Annotated in this window: 15 protein-coding genes and 3 tRNA genes; 7 read left to right on the top strand and 11 right to left on the bottom strand. The window is 46.7% G+C overall.

All coding sequences use genetic code 11. The features are described 5' to 3' along the window. The first annotated feature begins 353 nt into the window (after positions 1-353). Positions 354-1223 (top strand): helix-turn-helix transcriptional regulator, encoded by an 870-nt coding sequence (locus tag L4D06_RS09280; protein ID WP_429739014.1) that lies wholly within the window; start codon positions 354-356, stop codon positions 1221-1223. Here the strand turns inward: L4D06_RS09280 and L4D06_RS09285 are convergent. From L4D06_RS09285 to L4D06_RS09295, 3 genes are all read right to left on the bottom strand, one after another. Then, the gene (locus L4D06_RS09285; protein ID WP_429739016.1) at positions 1204-1989 is read right to left on the bottom strand and encodes a PTS sugar transporter subunit IIA; all 786 of its coding nucleotides are present in this window, start codon (positions 1987-1989) and stop codon (positions 1204-1206) included. The genes L4D06_RS09280 and L4D06_RS09285 overlap by 20 nt on opposite strands. Further along, on the bottom strand, positions 1986-2288 hold the full coding sequence (locus L4D06_RS09290) for a PTS fructose transporter subunit IIB (protein WP_274166301.1): 303 nt from the start codon (positions 2286-2288) through the stop codon (positions 1986-1988). The genes L4D06_RS09285 and L4D06_RS09290 overlap by 4 nt, the downstream gene beginning before the upstream one ends. A gap of 81 nt (positions 2289-2369) precedes the next feature. Next, positions 2370-2810: a C1orf53 family protein gene (locus L4D06_RS09295; protein WP_429739019.1), complete on the bottom strand. Its 441-nt coding sequence runs from the start codon at positions 2808-2810 to the stop codon at positions 2370-2372. Between the two features lie 390 nt (positions 2811-3200). Between L4D06_RS09295 and L4D06_RS09300 the strand changes: the two genes are divergently transcribed. After that, positions 3201-4550, top strand: coding sequence for a dicarboxylate/amino acid:cation symporter (locus L4D06_RS09300; RefSeq protein ID WP_274166299.1), 1350 nt, complete (start codon positions 3201-3203; stop codon positions 4548-4550). 86 nt (positions 4551-4636) lie between these two features. On the opposite strand, the gene L4D06_RS09305 is transcribed toward L4D06_RS09300, so the two are convergent. Beyond that, positions 4637-6076, bottom strand: a complete 1440-nt coding sequence (locus L4D06_RS09305; RefSeq protein ID WP_429739021.1) for a bifunctional NUDIX hydrolase/phosphatase PAP2 family protein — start codon at positions 6074-6076, stop codon at positions 4637-4639. Between the two features lie 233 nt (positions 6077-6309). Between L4D06_RS09305 and L4D06_RS09310 the strand changes: the two genes are divergently transcribed. The 4 genes from L4D06_RS09310 to L4D06_RS09325 all read left to right on the top strand — a co-directional run bounded on the left by L4D06_RS09310 (position 6310) and on the right by L4D06_RS09325 (position 8463). Then, positions 6310-6400 (top strand) — tRNA-Ser (locus tag L4D06_RS09310). A gap of 43 nt (positions 6401-6443) precedes the next feature. Then, positions 6444-6520, top strand: a tRNA-Asp gene (locus L4D06_RS09315). 411 nt (positions 6521-6931) lie between these two features. Beyond that, positions 6932-7777: a DUF4238 domain-containing protein gene (locus L4D06_RS09320; protein WP_429739023.1), complete on the top strand. Its 846-nt coding sequence runs from the start codon at positions 6932-6934 to the stop codon at positions 7775-7777. Between the two features lie 143 nt (positions 7778-7920). Continuing rightward, complete coding sequence (locus tag L4D06_RS09325) at positions 7921-8463, top strand: hypothetical protein (RefSeq protein WP_429739025.1); 543 nt, start codon at positions 7921-7923, stop codon at positions 8461-8463. 174 nt (positions 8464-8637) lie between these two features. On the opposite strand, the gene L4D06_RS09330 is transcribed toward L4D06_RS09325, so the two are convergent. From L4D06_RS09330 to L4D06_RS09340, 3 genes are all read right to left on the bottom strand, one after another. Continuing rightward, complete coding sequence (locus L4D06_RS09330; RefSeq protein WP_274166295.1) at positions 8638-8997, bottom strand: hypothetical protein; 360 nt, start codon at positions 8995-8997, stop codon at positions 8638-8640. 308 nt (positions 8998-9305) lie between these two features. Beyond that, the gene (locus L4D06_RS09335; protein ID WP_429739027.1) at positions 9306-10697 is read right to left on the bottom strand and encodes an aldehyde dehydrogenase family protein; all 1392 of its coding nucleotides are present in this window, start codon (positions 10695-10697) and stop codon (positions 9306-9308) included. Between the two features lie 18 nt (positions 10698-10715). After that, positions 10716-12353 (bottom strand): acetolactate synthase large subunit, encoded by a 1638-nt coding sequence (locus L4D06_RS09340; protein WP_274166293.1) that lies wholly within the window; start codon positions 12351-12353, stop codon positions 10716-10718. A gap of 365 nt (positions 12354-12718) precedes the next feature. On the opposite strand from L4D06_RS09340, the gene L4D06_RS09345 reads away from it, so the two are divergent. After that, a tRNA-Ser gene (locus tag L4D06_RS09345) sits at positions 12719-12809 on the top strand. A gap of 70 nt (positions 12810-12879) precedes the next feature. Here the strand turns inward: L4D06_RS09345 and L4D06_RS09350 are convergent. From L4D06_RS09350 to L4D06_RS09365, 4 genes are all read right to left on the bottom strand, one after another. Further along, the gene (locus tag L4D06_RS09350; protein WP_429739029.1) at positions 12880-13239 is read right to left on the bottom strand and encodes a hypothetical protein; all 360 of its coding nucleotides are present in this window, start codon (positions 13237-13239) and stop codon (positions 12880-12882) included. Between the two features lie 65 nt (positions 13240-13304). Then, positions 13305-13823, bottom strand: coding sequence for a YgjV family protein (locus L4D06_RS09355; protein WP_429739030.1), 519 nt, complete (start codon positions 13821-13823; stop codon positions 13305-13307). Between the two features lie 68 nt (positions 13824-13891). Further along, positions 13892-14518, bottom strand: a complete 627-nt coding sequence (locus L4D06_RS09360) for a bifunctional 4-hydroxy-2-oxoglutarate aldolase/2-dehydro-3-deoxy-phosphogluconate aldolase (protein ID WP_429739031.1) — start codon at positions 14516-14518, stop codon at positions 13892-13894. A gap of 9 nt (positions 14519-14527) precedes the next feature. Beyond that, positions 14528-15490: a sugar kinase gene (locus L4D06_RS09365; RefSeq protein WP_429739032.1), complete on the bottom strand. Its 963-nt coding sequence runs from the start codon at positions 15488-15490 to the stop codon at positions 14528-14530.

Here is a 15490-nt window from a genome sequence, read left to right on the forward strand (position 1 = left end):
ATGTATTGCCCCAAACCAGAAAGAGCAGAGAAAAGGCTTTTACTGGATATTTGTAACACTGAATTCCTGCTGTGATCATAATCCCATTAAATGTAGATAGTCAGATTTCGTTATTGGAGTGTAAAATCATTTATATAACAGATATTTATTATAATTTTGGGTCTGAAGGTGAGATTTTAAAAAATGATGGCTAATGGATGTGGCTAGAAATAAGTAACTAGGTTTTGTGGTGAGGTCGAGCATYTTGTTGAGCCAGTTCACGCTATTGAGTGATATCTCAGAGAATGGTTAGTGGTGCGGGAGGGGAGGTCGCATAATCGCCCCGTTAATGGCATGGGAATTTGAGGATATTGATGAGTCAGGTTTTTCAACTGTTATTGGAGAATTTGCTGGCAGAGCGTGAGAACTTCAACCGTATCTGGTTTGCGAGTGATCAAGTCACACCGCCGCCATTTAGCTATCAGGTGAACTTTCCACGTTTGGAGTTGGTGATCAGTGGTGAGTACCCGAATCAGCTCGAAAACCCAGATAAAACCATCAGTGAAGTGAAGTTGCTGGCGGGCGACGCATTGTTTGTGCCACCGAATAGCTGGAATCAACCAAACTGGGATACAGATTGCTCGGTGCTGAGTTTGCTATTTGGTAAGCGGCAGCTTGGGTTTAGCTTGGTGAGTAAAGCCAAAAATCAACCTAGCTTTTATGATGTTCAGAAATTCAGTATTCAGACTCGGACGGGTCACGCGCTCGATCATATTCTTAGCGCGTTGAATACATTGGCGACCGAGCCCGTTAGAAAACCCATGGATGAACACTTGTTGCATGCGCTGCTAAGCTATTGCCAGCAAATGCTCGCGTCGCCTGTGGCGGGAACACGTAATCGTGTGGAAGATCTCTACCAAGGCATTTGTATCTATATACAAGAGAACTTTCACCGCCAAATCACACGTGAATCTATCGCTCAGCGCTTCACCATGACCCCCAACCACTTGTCACGCCTGTTTCGCCAACAAGGCCACATGCGAATGGCAGATTACATTACGTGGGTGAGGATTGATCGCGCTAAGTTCATGCTTAAACGCTATGACTTTCGTTTGAATGAAGTGGCGACACGCTGTGGTTTTCAGGATGTGAACTATTTTTATCGCGTATTCAAATCCAAAACTGGCATGACGCCATCTGAGTATCGAGGAGCAAATAAAGCGTTCAGCGAAACGTCACATTGAGTGCGTTTAAAATAATGAGTTCAAGCACGTCTGATTGTTTGTTTTGGGTTAGGTAGCCGCAAAATTCCTCTTCAATCAGCTGTTGAGAGAAACCAGAGAAAGCCACCAAGTGTTCACGTATTGGAGGCGTTGGTAACATCAGCCCAATCACACAGGTTACATCGCCACGTTGAGACGCCCAATCAAGCGGAGAGCTGGTGGCAGCAATCATTAAATGCGCATTCTTAATGCTGTTCAGCATTACGTGAGGGAGAGCAATGCCATTCCCCATTCCTGTTGAAGACACAGCTTCGCGTTTGTACAAGGCATCAAACAAGGTTTCTTGATCAACCAGATTACCGTGCTTGCATTCATCTTCCGCCACGAGCAAAGCAAAGTGTGCCAAGAGTCCGTGTTTATCGAGAGCGGCATTTGGCACCCGGTGAATCATGCAATGAAAGGGCAAGGTTTCGTATTCTGACGGTATGATAGGAGCAGAAGACTTTCCGCCAGAAATCAGCACAGCGTTTTCTTCAACAAAAGCCGTGAGCACCATTGATGCAAGTTCTGCATCGTTGCCTTCTATCTGAAGTTGACACAGATCGTTCGGCAAAGCACTTAGGCTGAGAATGTGCATGGGTTGTTCTGCGTTGGCAGATTTACGCTGTGATAAATTCACAAAAATAGTGACCGATCGGAAATGTCCCGCCAAGGTCTTTAAACGGTTCAGCCTCCATGCTGGTAGCCCTTCTTTACCAATAAAGAAGGTGATCCGTCGCGTGATCATAACCCTTTGCAGCGGGCCAATACGGATTGTGGGTCAGTCAGCACTTCTTCAATCGTCACGCAGTGTATCTTGCTGCCAGAGAAGCGAGCGCGATCTTCTATCTCAATGTCAGAGGCAATAAGCACCACATCTGCGCGCGCGATGTCTTGGATACTCAAAGGGTTTTCAATACCCATTGCACCTTGTGTTTCAACGTTGATGTTTATGCCCGATTGCAGCGCTGCCTTTTTCAACTCAGCAGCAGCCATATAAGTGTGAGCAATGCCTGTTGGGCAAGCGGTAACGGCGACTATTTTCATGGTTATTGTTTCGATGTTGTTTTTGGGTCAGTAAAACAGAGGGCGCGAATTGTCGTTGAAGAATGACTTTGCGTCAGTGACTTAGCCCACGTTGTTAAAAGGATCTTCTTGGTCAACCAAGGAATCTGGCGATTTACCAAACGGGCAATGCCGACAACCGTTTCCGCAGCAAGTGCCACGTTTTAAGTGATACCACGCGGAAAACACCATAAAGCCGTTTTCCATTGTGTAATCCAACCCGTCTACAAGCTGAGTAATTGCTGCATAAGGTTTAGCAAGGCGAATGAGTTCGTTGGTGGTGTAGGTTTGATAGATCTCGCTGAGTTGGGCGTTCACTTTCTTTGCTAAGCAGGTTTGGCAAAGGCAAGCCAGATTCGCCTTATCGTTGACTGGAAGGACATTCGGGAACTGCATACACCAACAGTTTCCGGATTCAGCGGTACAAGTTAGTGCGTCTCCGCACTCGGGACAATTGCTCATGGTCACGACGAGTTTTTGGTTGATGGCGCCATTGTACCGCAAGATGCTGTCATCATCTCGGTTCAGTGACAGTGATCCTTTTTCATCGCATGAGTATCGCTGAAATGGCGAAACATTCGTGTGGGCTATGCCGCTTCAGGATATGGATTTAACGTTATATTAACAAAATGTCCGTGTCGACTCACTAATGAGACAGTGTGAATTTCCTTTTCAGGATATATCTATTGCCCGTTATGAAGACCCCAGATATTTACGTCTCCATTTGGTTAATTTTAAGCTGATCTCACTTTTATATTGTGTTGTGAATGGAATATCACTCCATAGTGACTAATTATTCAAAGGTCAGCCCGTCAGTTTGCACTGAACGCCATGAGAGAACAGAAAAAGAAAGGGTTTTCATGACTGGATAATAGACCTAGTCATGGAGGCAATATGGTAAACACAACAACGAACAGTGATGGCAAGATGAGCCTGACTGCCAAGGTTGTTATCGGCTTAGTCGCCGGTATTATTCTTGGATTGGCAATCAATATTTTCGGCTTGAATCCAGCGGGTGGATTCGTCGATACCTACATTACAAACGGTCTGTTCCACGTCGTGGGCAAGATGTTTGTGAACGCGTTAAAAATGATGGTAGTGCCGCTTGTCCTCTTCTCACTCATATGTGGTGTGTGCGGGATTGGCGATATCAAAATGCTGGGACGTGTGGGTAGTAAGTCCTTCCTCCTGTATCTAATGACGACAGCGATTGCGATTGCGATTGCAATTACCGTGTCTTCATTAAGTGGTATTGGTGCAGGCATGAACATGGTTGCGGATGTGGCTTTCACAGGAAAAGACGCGCCACCGCTATCTCAAGTTTTAATCGATATCATTCCAAACAACCCAGTCAGTGCGCTATCTGAAGGTGAAATGCTGCAAATCATCTTCTTCGCTATCTTGATGGGTGTATGTATCTTGATGGTCGGCAAGCCTGCGAAGAAAGTCGTTGAGCTCATTGAAGTGCTAAACGAAGTGATGATGAAGATGGTTACCGTCATCATGGAAATCGCACCTTATGCAGTGTTCTGCTTGATTGCAAAAGCCATGGCAAGCCTAGGTTTGGCATTGTTTGCTGAGCTGATTGGTTACGTTGTGGTGTTGATCGGTGTGCTTCTACTTCACCTCTTTGTTGTGTTGCCAACGTTCCTGAAAGTCTTTACTGGCTTGAACATTGCGACCTTCATGAAAAAAGTACGCAGCATGCAAGTGTTCGCATTCAGTACTGCAAGCTCGAATGCAACAATCCCAGTAACATTGCGTACAGTGACTGAGCGTTTAGGCGTGAAGAACTCTGTGGGTTCATTCACCGTACCTTTCGGTGCCACCATTAACATGGATGGTACGGCAATCATGCAAGGTGTAGCCACGGTGTTCATTGCGAACATTTATGGCGTAGACCTTGGCATTGGTGGCTACCTGACAGTTATCGTGATGGCAGTATTAGCCTCTATCGGTACGGCGGGTGTTCCTGGAGTAGGCTTGATCATGCTGTCGATGGTATTCGCGCAGGTTGGTCTTCCACTAGAAGGCATTGGCCTGATCTTGGGTGTTGACCGTCTGCTTGATATGGTTCGTACCGCGGTTAACGTAACCGGTGATGCGACTGTTAGCTGTATCGTTGCGAAAAGCGAAGGTAAGCTTGATGAGTCAGTCTTCAATGATCCAAACGCGGGTGCAATTTTGGATGTTGAAATTGACCATGATGCAGAGAAAGAGTTGGCGGATGCCGCCAAAGACTAATTCGAACGCATGTAGAGAAAGGAGCGCCAAAAGGCGCTCTTTTTTTGTCTATTATCGGAAGCTTTTAATATTGCTCATACCGTTTGTTATCGCGTTTTTGAAGACTTAGTTTTAGAAAACCCAGCTTTCGTAGACCTCGTCTTTGAACCCCACTTCAGCGTTCCCCAACCCAGCCAAATGGCGAGTATTACCATGCCCAGGGTGTTTGACACCAATATCTCAATGCTTGAGCGAGAGACTTGAGACACCACATACAGTGCAGCCGCCAATAGAGCAACGCCAGTAAAGCTAACCACAAAGCCTTTTGCTCTCATCGGTACTGAACTTTGTTCAGGTGGATATTTAGACAAATAGGACACAGCCGCGAAGGCAAATGAAAATGCAGTGCAATAAAGGAACAGGGGCTGTATTTGGGTTAATGCAAAAGGAACGCAAAGCGCACCCATGGTTAACCAGAGTCGGCTGGAAAGCATGCGTTGTGAAAGCGATTGCGCTAATAATATCACTAGCACGCCGACAACTGCGCCTGCTATTACGTCCGTCACATAGTGAACGCCGAGATACACACGACTGAGTGCAACAAGCGTGGCGGGAACCAGCCAGATAGCCAGAGTAGCGCGACGACCCGATTGTTTAATCCATGAGTACACTAATCCCCAAACAGCAAAGGCGGTGGCAGTATGTCCGCTTGGAAATGCAAAACCCGATGCGCCGCTTAACTGTAAATCAGGAAAAACATAGAACGGACGCGGGACACCAAAGTAGAGCTTGCCGAAGGTGACAATGACAGTCGCGACGATGGTGACAAATAAAACCTCAGCGGCGCGTTTTATCCCGCCCGTGGCCATTGCCAATGGGATCAGTAAAAAGAACAGCACACCGCTGCCCAATGCAGATGAATTGTCCAGCAATTTAATCAGCACAGTGGCAGTTGGAGCCGGCAGCGCGAGAACCGCCTGTTGGAAGCCTCGGTTCAGCCCAGCATTCCACACCGTAAACGGCGAGGCGAGGGCGCTGAAATCATCCAATGATTCAATCGGGCTCGATGTGGCTGATTCAAGCAGTGTAGGAAACAGTTTTACTTGCTCAGGGAAGCGTGCGTTATCAAGCATCTCCTGATTGGGCTTCATCATGTATACCGCTCGCACTTCTCGACCAAAGTGTTCGGCTTCCCATGCGGCGACGGCAGCCTTGTTATATTGGGTATTAGCCACAGGGATTGACGACGTTGCTTGGCAATCAAATAAGATAGCGTTACCCATCCGAGCCAATTCGCCAACGGCAATTACAGGAATACCGGTTTCTTCCAACGTTTCACGAATGGCGGCATCGGCAGGGTTATCGCTGTCGACATAGCCACCAGGAATTGAAATACGGTTGTTAAGAATATCGTGGGTGACAAGCACTCGCCCTTGGTCATCGGAAACTAAGCAAGCAGCTCCCTTGATGTTTTCTGTCGTTTCTTGGGCAAATGACGTTGAAAGGGTAAAAAGCGAAAGTAAAAGGGCAATCACGTAGCGTCGCATCTGAATACTCTTGGATCATGGTCGAGGCCAATATTGTAGCGGACGGAAGGGGAGCGATGTAAAGATATTTCAGAAAGGTGAAAATTCTGAATGGAGTGTTCAAGGATGTTATCTTTTTGACACATATAGCGATAAAAAACCGAGGTTTGCTGGCTTTTTGAGCGTTTGGTTTGTTTGGAGTAGAAAAGGGGTTTACACGCCCCCAATAGGACAGTAATATTCGCGGCAACAACGGAGAGATGGCTGAGTGGTTTAAAGCACCGGTCTTGAAAACCGGCGTGGGTTTATAGCCCACCTAGGGTTCAAATCCCTATCTCTCCGCCACATTCTAGAAGTTGGGTTGAAAAACCGGATTTCATACAGAATTGGAGCGGTAGTTCAGTTGGTTAGAATACCGGCCTGTCACGCCGGGGGTCGCGGGTTCGAGTCCCGTCCGCTCCGCCAACACAACGAAGCCTCGCTAGAAATAGCGGGGCTTTTTTGTATCTGAAATTTACGTGGAAGAGTCTTTTGCTCATCTACTAGGATGCGATTCTTACCGTGCTGTCGCAAAGCGGTTTAGGTCGATCACCTTAAATGGTTTGTGCCCCATTCTGCGTTGGCAAAAGCCAACCCACTCACTCCCACAACGAGAGCTTTCCATAGATTTCCTAATACCAAACGTGAAGTGTGTGGAAATGCCCTATTTTGTCACGTTTTCTCGTTGCGGATTTTGGGGATCTTCGTGATACCCTCATAAAAACATAAGGTTATATCAGAAACTCGCATTCATGAAATGCATAAAAAATCCCAAAGTGGGATGTTTAATCACCCCACTTTGGGATCTAATAAATTGTTAGGGCACAAGAGAGTCGTATGGGAAGGCAAGCAGGTCATCATTTTATTCCAGCTTCGTATCTGTCAGGGTTTACAGTTGAAGCAACCAAAGAAGCGTCGTTTTGGTCCGTCCCTGTAAAAAGTGGACAAGCGTTTTCTACTAGCCCTGTAAAGAGTTGTAAAAAAAGGGATTACTACTCAATAGAGCATAAAGATTCATTGCTTGTTGAAAAATGGTATGCACAAGAAATTGAACCAAAGATAAAAAGTTCAATCGACCATATTGCGAGAAACTCTACTCTTCCTTCGAAAGATGAAATGCAAAACTTGTTGCTGCTTGCAGCAACTTTATACTTGCGTACACCTTCCAATAGAGCACTGCTTGAAGCGCCACTTACGCGAGCAAAAGAGATAGTAGACAGTATTGCTGATGGAGTGAAAATCTCGAATGCCAGTGACTTTAATTACACTCAAACTGACATTATTAAATCTGAGATAAGACTTATAAGCACGGTGATGGCATCCCTATGTAAAAAGTACTATCGCTTATATGTGGCATCAGATGAAGACGTCAATTTCCTGACCTCGGACAACCCTTTCCTACTCAATCATCCAAATGGTGGTTCTGGTTTTTATTATGGGTTAGAAACCCCAAGTACTGAGTTGTCAATCCCAGTAAGTAGGAAAGCGGTTCTAGTGGGAAGAAACGAGCCATTTCAAGAAGGGGTTTTCAATGCCAATAAGGTATTTGCTGGGTTGATAAATACAAAAATTATATTAAACACAGATCGCTTCTTCTATGCGCCATATCCAGATGTATGGTTAGTTGATGATGAGTTAAAACCTCATATACATAACATCTTTGGAAAGCGTCCAGCTCGCTAGGAATTGAGCCCTAACAAAGGCATGAACGGGACGTTTACTCGTGGCGCATTTTTCTAAAAACGTTGTTTTAGCCGTTTCAAACAGTTTTGGTTAGTAAACGCCCGTTGTACTAACGTTAGGCATTTCATAATAAAGGAGGATTAATGAATCAATCTAAGTCGAATTTTCTTAAAAAAGTTAAGACGAATGATAAGGATAGAGCGTCTAAAAACGCAGTTCAGGCCGCATTATCAAGATGTAAAACGTACAGTAGTGAAAACCCAAGAGATCGCAAAAAATTTAGAGATGATTTTCGGGAAATGGTGGTCAATCTTTCAAAGAAATACACGACTTCAGTTTCTCAGTCAAAACATGAAATAAATATTGTAAATATAAGTAATGTATTGTCTCAAAAGCATGGGCATATCTTAGTCAACGGAAGACTAAGAATCGGTCAAGCCCAAAAGGCCCTCAATTTGTACCTAAAATATTTATGGTGTTTGGAGCACTTGGAAGTAATCCCACCGAATTGCCCACTAGACAGCATTGTTCTCAATGGAGCCAATTTAAAAGGTTGCTTATGGACACGTCTTGATTGTATTGAAACGTACAACTTATGGTGTTTGAGTGTATCTAAACATGCGAAAGTTAATGGTTTTGCTAGCGCTCAAGAGTGGGAACTTCAAACGTGGAACGCAAATGCCTAACACATATGAGCTCTTTTCCGATCAATAGGTAATAGCTTTTTTTGGCTGCTTGAGCAGCCAATACTTTGGAACAACAAAGCCGTCTACTTCGTTTTCCCCAAATTAAAGTTATCTGAACTAGACGACTGGGAATACAGGTTCCAACTCACTTTTTCCAAAAACGCTTTAGTACCATCACGCACTTTTCCCCAGAACCGTAACACCAATGCCCGCCAGTAACAGCACACAGCCAAGTAGCTGCTGGGGTGTGGGTATGACTTTTTGAAAGAATAAGGTCAGTACAATACCGAACAAGGTAGAAAACCCCGCCGCCATCAGCACCAGAGAAACATAGGGGAATTTTTGCGCGCCGCTACCGTAATAAACAGAGAAACCGACGCTGCCGACATACATGAATGGAATAGCGACTAGACAAATCTTCGCTGCGGAAACCAATAAGTTGGAAGTATCAAGGTAACGGACACTCATCATGTTGACGAGCTGGATGCAAAGCGTTGCTACTGCGAGCGTGCCGCTAAGTTTAAGAATGTGCATGAGGTATTGCCTGTGCTTGTGTAAACGCAGACAGAAACGGTCTCCTGATGCACTGTCTGAATGCTTAAGGTAAGTCATATTACCCAAGGAGCGGGGATTCTATATGAGTGGTCATTTTTTATCCACATCAAACATGCATGAAAATATCGGTCACGTATAAATGAAGAGAAAAGGGGAAGGTAAGCAAACTGATTTGCTCTGCGTTTGAGGGTGTTCTGGCACTTGTTGAAGAAATAGAAACCGAATGCAGTGATACATTCGGTTCCTTTCATTTTTAGTGATCGTTCCCGCGATGGGAAGCCTGTGACTTAAAGATTTGGGCTTTTGAATACCAGCATCTTGTCGCGGGTCATTTCATGCATTGAATACTGAATGCCACCTAATCCGACACCCGATGAATCTCGGCCGCCGAATGGCATCCAATCTACACGAAATGCAGTGTGGTCGTTGACCATTACCGCGGTGGCGTTCAACTGTTGGGTTAGTAGCAATGCATTTTCTAGATCATTGGTAAACACAGCCGCTTGGAACGCGAAAGGTAGTGAATTCGCCCGTTTAACCGCATCTTGCTTGTCGCCGTAGGAGTAAACACAGATGACAGGGCCAAAGATCTCCATTTGAGAAACGCGCACATTCTCAGGCGGGTTGAGCAAAACAGTAGGTGCGTAGCACGTATCTGAAATCCGCTTACCGCCCGTCAATAGCTCCGCGCCAGCCTCAATGGCTTCGTTCACCCAATCGTCAACACGATCCACTTCTCTCGGAAGAATCAATGGGCCGATTTCCGTATTGGGATTGAGAGGGTCACCGACAATCATTTGTTCACCTGCTGCAGCAATTCTTATCGCCAATTCACGGCAAAAGGATTGATGCGCATAAACGCGCTGAACAGATACGCACACTTGCCCGGCATGGTAAAACCCACCTTTGGCAAGGCTAGGTACCACCTCTTCAATGTTGGCGGTGGTATCAACAATCACAGGTGCTGCGCCGCCGTGCTCCAGTGCGCACCGTGTACCGGGAGCAAGTTGTGAGCGCAGCGCCCAACCCACTTTCGAAGACCCAATGAAAGACAGGAAATTGATGCGAGGATCAGAGACGAGTTTCGTCGCCGCCTCGTTCTCACACACAATGGCCTGACACCAGTCTTTGGGTAGTCCGGCTTCGCGTAGTATTTCAACCAAGCGTAAGCAAGATAACGGTGTGGTTAAAGCCGGTTTCACGATAACAGGACAGCCCACCGCAAGGGCGGGGATGACTTGGTGCACGATCAAGTTGAGAGGGTGATTGAAGGCACTGATTGAAGACACCACACCAATCGGCTCACGAATCGTAAAAGCAAGTCGATTCACTGATGCGGCGGTTTGGCCCATCGGGATCTGTTCACCTTTGATTTGTGGAATGTGCTCTACAGCAAGCTTTACACCATTGATGGCGCGAAGCACTTCCACTTTTGAGTCCGCATACGGCTTTCCGCCTTCCTCGGCAGCCAAGCGAGTGAGGGCTTCAACCTGCGACGACATGATTTCCACCACACGCTCAAGAATTTCGATGCGTTTGTGTGGCGCGAGCCACGTTGTTCGGTCTTCAAATAACGCATGAGCACTCGCAATGGCGGTTTCAACATCGCTCTCAGATTGCATCGGAATGGAACGGATTAGCCCCCCATCAAAGGGGCGATAAACATTAAGTTCAGCCATGTCAGTATTTCTCCGTTCTTACTTGATTGAGCGGCTTTCTTTGATCAACACATTCAGTATTGAGTGATTGAGCGAGTAGTCAACAGGCAGGTCGATCACATGTACGCCTTTGCTGTTCAATGCGTGCTTAAGGATTGACTGAAACTCGTCATGGCTGTCAGGACGGTGACCAATTGCCCCAAAGCTGTTGGCGTATTTCACAAAGTCTGGGTTACCAAAATCGAGGCCAAAGTTGTCAAACTCCATTCCTTCTTGTTTCCACTTGATCATGCCGTAAGCACTGTCATTCAATATGATCACGACCAAATCTAACCCCATGCGCACTGCGGTTTCGATCTCTTGCGAGTTCATCATGAAACCGCCATCGCCGTTTACAGAAACGACTTTTTTGTCAGGGTAGAGTTGTTTAGCGACCATGGCGGATGGCAAGCCGGCACCCATGGTCGCGAGGGCGTTATCGAGCAGTAAGGTGTTGTTTGAGTGGCACTGGTAGTTACGAGCAAACCAGATTTTGTAAACCCCGTTATCCAGCGTGACAATGTCTTCATCATCCAATTGGTCTCGCAGGATTTTAACAAGGCGCTGTGGCAGCATTGGGAAACGGCGATCTTCAAAATACTTGGTCGTACGCTCGTCGACGTTTTCTTTGACGCGACCAAAGTAGCTCATGTCTTGCTCTATTTTGCCGACTTTTTCAGTTAATCGATTCACGGAAGACGAAATGTCCCCAACCACGTTGAGTTGTGGGAAGTAAACCTCATCGGTACGTGCCGCAAAGAAGTTCACATGAATGACTTTCGTGCCGCCTTTTTCCATAAAGAAAGGCGGCTTCTCGATGACGTCGTGGCCGACGTTGATGATAAGGTCCGCTTTTTCGATCGCGCAGTGTAGGAAATCATGGCTGGAAAGAGCAGCAGTACCAATGAAGCGCTCGTGGCGTTCATCGATAACCCCTTTACCCATTTGGGTATTGAAGAAATAAATGCCTGTATCATCAATAAATTTCAATAATGCTTGGCTTGCGCGTTTACGGTTGGCACCTGCACCAATCAGCAATAGCGGCATTTTGGCTTCTTTGATCATTTCCGCAGCCTGATCGAGGCAGAGTTCATTGGCGTCTGGGCGACGGTGCTGCACCACGTCAAAGACAGTCGCGCCAGATTGCTCGTCGGCAATGTCTTCTGGTAGTTCTAAATATCCAGCACCAGGGCGCTCTTCTGCACAAAGACGAAACGCCTCTCTCACCATCGCGGGTACGTTGTTACCATCGACAACCTGTTCGGAATACTTGGTGATGGGTTTCATGAGATTCACAACATCGACGATCTGAAAGCGACCTTGTTTACTTTTTCTGATCGGCTTTTGACCGCCTAGCATTACCATTGGCATCGCACCGAGTTGTGCATACGCAGCACAAGTCACGAAGTTTGTTGCACCAGGCCCTAATGTGGAAAGACATACGCCGGGTTTTCCGGTTAAACGCCCGTAAGTTGCAGCCATAAACCCTGCGCCTTGCTCATGTCGAGTAAGGACAAGTTTGATATTTGAACCTTTCAGTGAGTTGAGAAAATCAAGGTTCTCTTCACCAGGAATCCCGTAGATATATTCAACACCTTCATTCTCAAGCGCTTTAACAAACAGATCCGATGTTTTCATGACATTACTCTCGTTATTGTCTCGTTAGCGTTATGCCCTTGTGCGTGTTTGAGGCTAGGTAGAAGCGATGGAACGACTTAATCAATTCGTCACTGTTAGCACGTTGGGCGTTCAGGAAATCGAATTGACTTACCTATCAATTGCGCAAGGCTTTTTTATCAGTGTAGTCACATAGTTGAGAAATAGAGCAATCAGCTAGAGGTCAATGAGTCGGGCAAAGCGGTATTTGAGCCGTCAGAGGTGCGAAATCGCATGAAAGTGGTGGAAAAAGAACAGGTTTGTTTAAAAAAGGCGCACTTGAACGCTATGATCAACAAAAGGGCTTTACAGTATTCCCTTCCACCATTAGTATGCGCTCCAACAACGGAGAGATGGCTGAGTGGTTTAAAGCACCGGTCTTGAAAACCGGCGTGGGTTTATAGCCCACCTAGGGTTCAAATCCCTATCTCTCCGCCAAATTAGAAAAGGCCGCTGATGATTCAGCGGCCTTTTTGCATTCTAGTGATGTTAAAGCTACCTCATTTCCTTACTGACCCATCGTTCGCAAGGGTACAAAAAAGAGCTTATCTGCCGACATTTTTAGGTCATCTATGCGTTTTATATGGGTAACAGCCCAAAGCAAGCATCCTTGAGGTAAGTTAAGTAGCGCACGGGTTTGAGTGAATAGAATACCGTCATCAAAAGCAGGCGTAATATTGGTTGCATGTCCTTGCCATGCAGTGAGTACCATCTCTATGTCCACGTCGGGCACGACCAAAGAAAGCCGCTCTGGTTCGACGTCTTTAATGACTTCCAAGCAGATTTTGCAACCATCCTCCTGTTGCTCTACCCAAAACTTGTGAGGGATTGATTGGTCATTCCAACTCAATGGTTTGATTTGTGACATTTTTGCTCCTAAACATGCGGCGATTTAGCGCCGCATGATGATCAAGGGAAAGTGATAACGCGTGATTAGGAAACTTGGCTGGGGCTTTGAGTCGCTTGTTGCGACGAATACAACCGATAAATCGTCAAGATGTTGGTGATGATAAAGGCGGATTCGACAATTGTTCCACCAATGGAGCCTAGCCACAGGTTGTGTGCTAGCCAGCATGAAGAGTTGAACAAGATGAGTGAGCGCAAAACGATGCCATTCAAGGTGAACAGCGCCCACGTCGCAACGGTTGACCCAACCACTGCCATCAATTCAAAAATGTGGGAAATATTGCTGACAGTCATCGCCCACATCAGAGCAATGAAAAACCACATGACGACGCGAGAGCGGGTTTTGGCGGAAGCAAAGCTGCGCACTCCGTTTATGGCGACACCCGTTGTGGCGACTGCTGCGCCCATAAGCGCAAAGTGAAGACTCATGACGAAACAAAATGCCATCATCTGATAGCGAAATCGTAAGTCGTCTTTTTGCCAAAATGCAGAAATACCCACCAGACAGGCGACGCCGCCAACCAACTGCGTGAACCACATTTCCATGTTGTTTCTCCATCTTTCTGCAAAAAAACGGCCCTGATATCTAGGGCCGTTTAGTTCGCCGAATAGGCTCAGTTCACCAATGCCGCTGCTTCACGAGTTAGGCGAGCTAGCTCATCCCAGTTGCCTTCTTCGATCAGCTTTTTATCAACCATCCATGTACCGCCGCAGGCCACGACGCGAGGAATAGCGAGGTAGTCATTCACGTTGGCTGGGTTAATACCGCCGGTAGGCATCAGCTCTACGTTGGTGTAAGGCGCCAGTAACGATTTCACCATGTTGATACCGCCTGACGCTTCCGCAGGGAAGAATTTGAGCAAGGTGAGGCCCATTTCTAAAGCTGCTTCGACGGTGCTTGGATTGTTCACGCCCGGGACGATATCGATACCCATTTCTTGGCAAGCTTTAACGGTGTTTGGGTTGAAACCAGGTGACACAATGAAGGTGGCTCCCGCTTCTTTTGCCGCGATGGCTTGTTCACGGTTCAGCACAGTACCTGCACCAATCAGCATGTCTGGTTGTGAGGCGCGAAGCAGACGAATCGCTTCGACAGCGGCGTCTGAACGGAAGGTGATTTCAGCAGCAGGCAAGCCATTTTCTGCTAAGACTTTGCCCAAAGGAATAATGTCTTCAGCGTTGTCGATAGCAATAACAGGGATAACTTTCAGGGCTTTCAGTTGTTCTTTAATGCTAGGCATTGGTAATCCTTAAATGGGCTTGATAGCTAATTGAGTGAGTTCTTTCGCGATGATGGCGCCCCGATGTTGAATGACGACACCCGCCATGGCATTGCCGCGCTGGCACGCCGAAATAAGGTCGGTATCTGCTAGGTAGGCAGACAGAAATCCACCATTAAATGAGTCGCCTGCGGAAGTGGTATCAACAACTTCTGCGACGGGATGAGTTGGTACGGCTCGTGGAGCCGAAGCCGCACCGGAATCTTGAATGAGGCAACCTTCTGCGCCCAGTTTGACGATGCATTTACTGACGCCAAGCGCTGTGAGGCGCTCAATGGTCTGCTCTGGTGATGCGTCTCTCCAAAGGAGCTGTTCATCATCAAACGTCACTAATGCTACATCGGTTAATGAGTACATGGATTGATACACGTTTTTGACTGTATGGTTGTTGTCTTGTGGCCATAACGCAGGGCGGAAGTTGCTATCGAAAGCAATCTCGACACCTTGGGCTTTGAGTTCACCCAACAAATGCAGCAAGGCAATGCGATCTTCATTAGGTAAAATCGCTAGCGTAATGCCACTTATAAACACCATATCAACGTCGATTAACGCGAGTTTAATCGTGTCAAACGATGGGTGTTGAAGCAGGTAGCGTGCTGCAGATCGATTACGCCAGTACAAGAATGTGCGTTCGCCTTGGTCGTCCAGTTGGATCAGGTAAAGGCCGGGCGTACGCGTGTTGTCTTGAAGCACCAATTCAGTGGAGATACCTTCTTGCTGCCAGCGTGTCAGCATGCCTTGGCTGATTGGATCTGTGCCTAATGCCGTCACATAAGACACTTTAATGTTATCTGGATGGGCATTGGCTTCGGTGCCACGTCGTAAATACACAGCTGCATTGAGCGTGTCGCCGCCGAAAGTTTGATGCATTGAACCGAAAGGCTTTCCGTTCAGCTCAATCATACATTCACCGATAATGGCGATGTGTTTCAT

This window comes from Enterovibrio makurazakiensis, assembly GCF_050336585.1.
Classification (GTDB): Bacteria; Pseudomonadota; Gammaproteobacteria; order Enterobacterales; family Vibrionaceae; genus Enterovibrio; species Enterovibrio gelatinilyticus.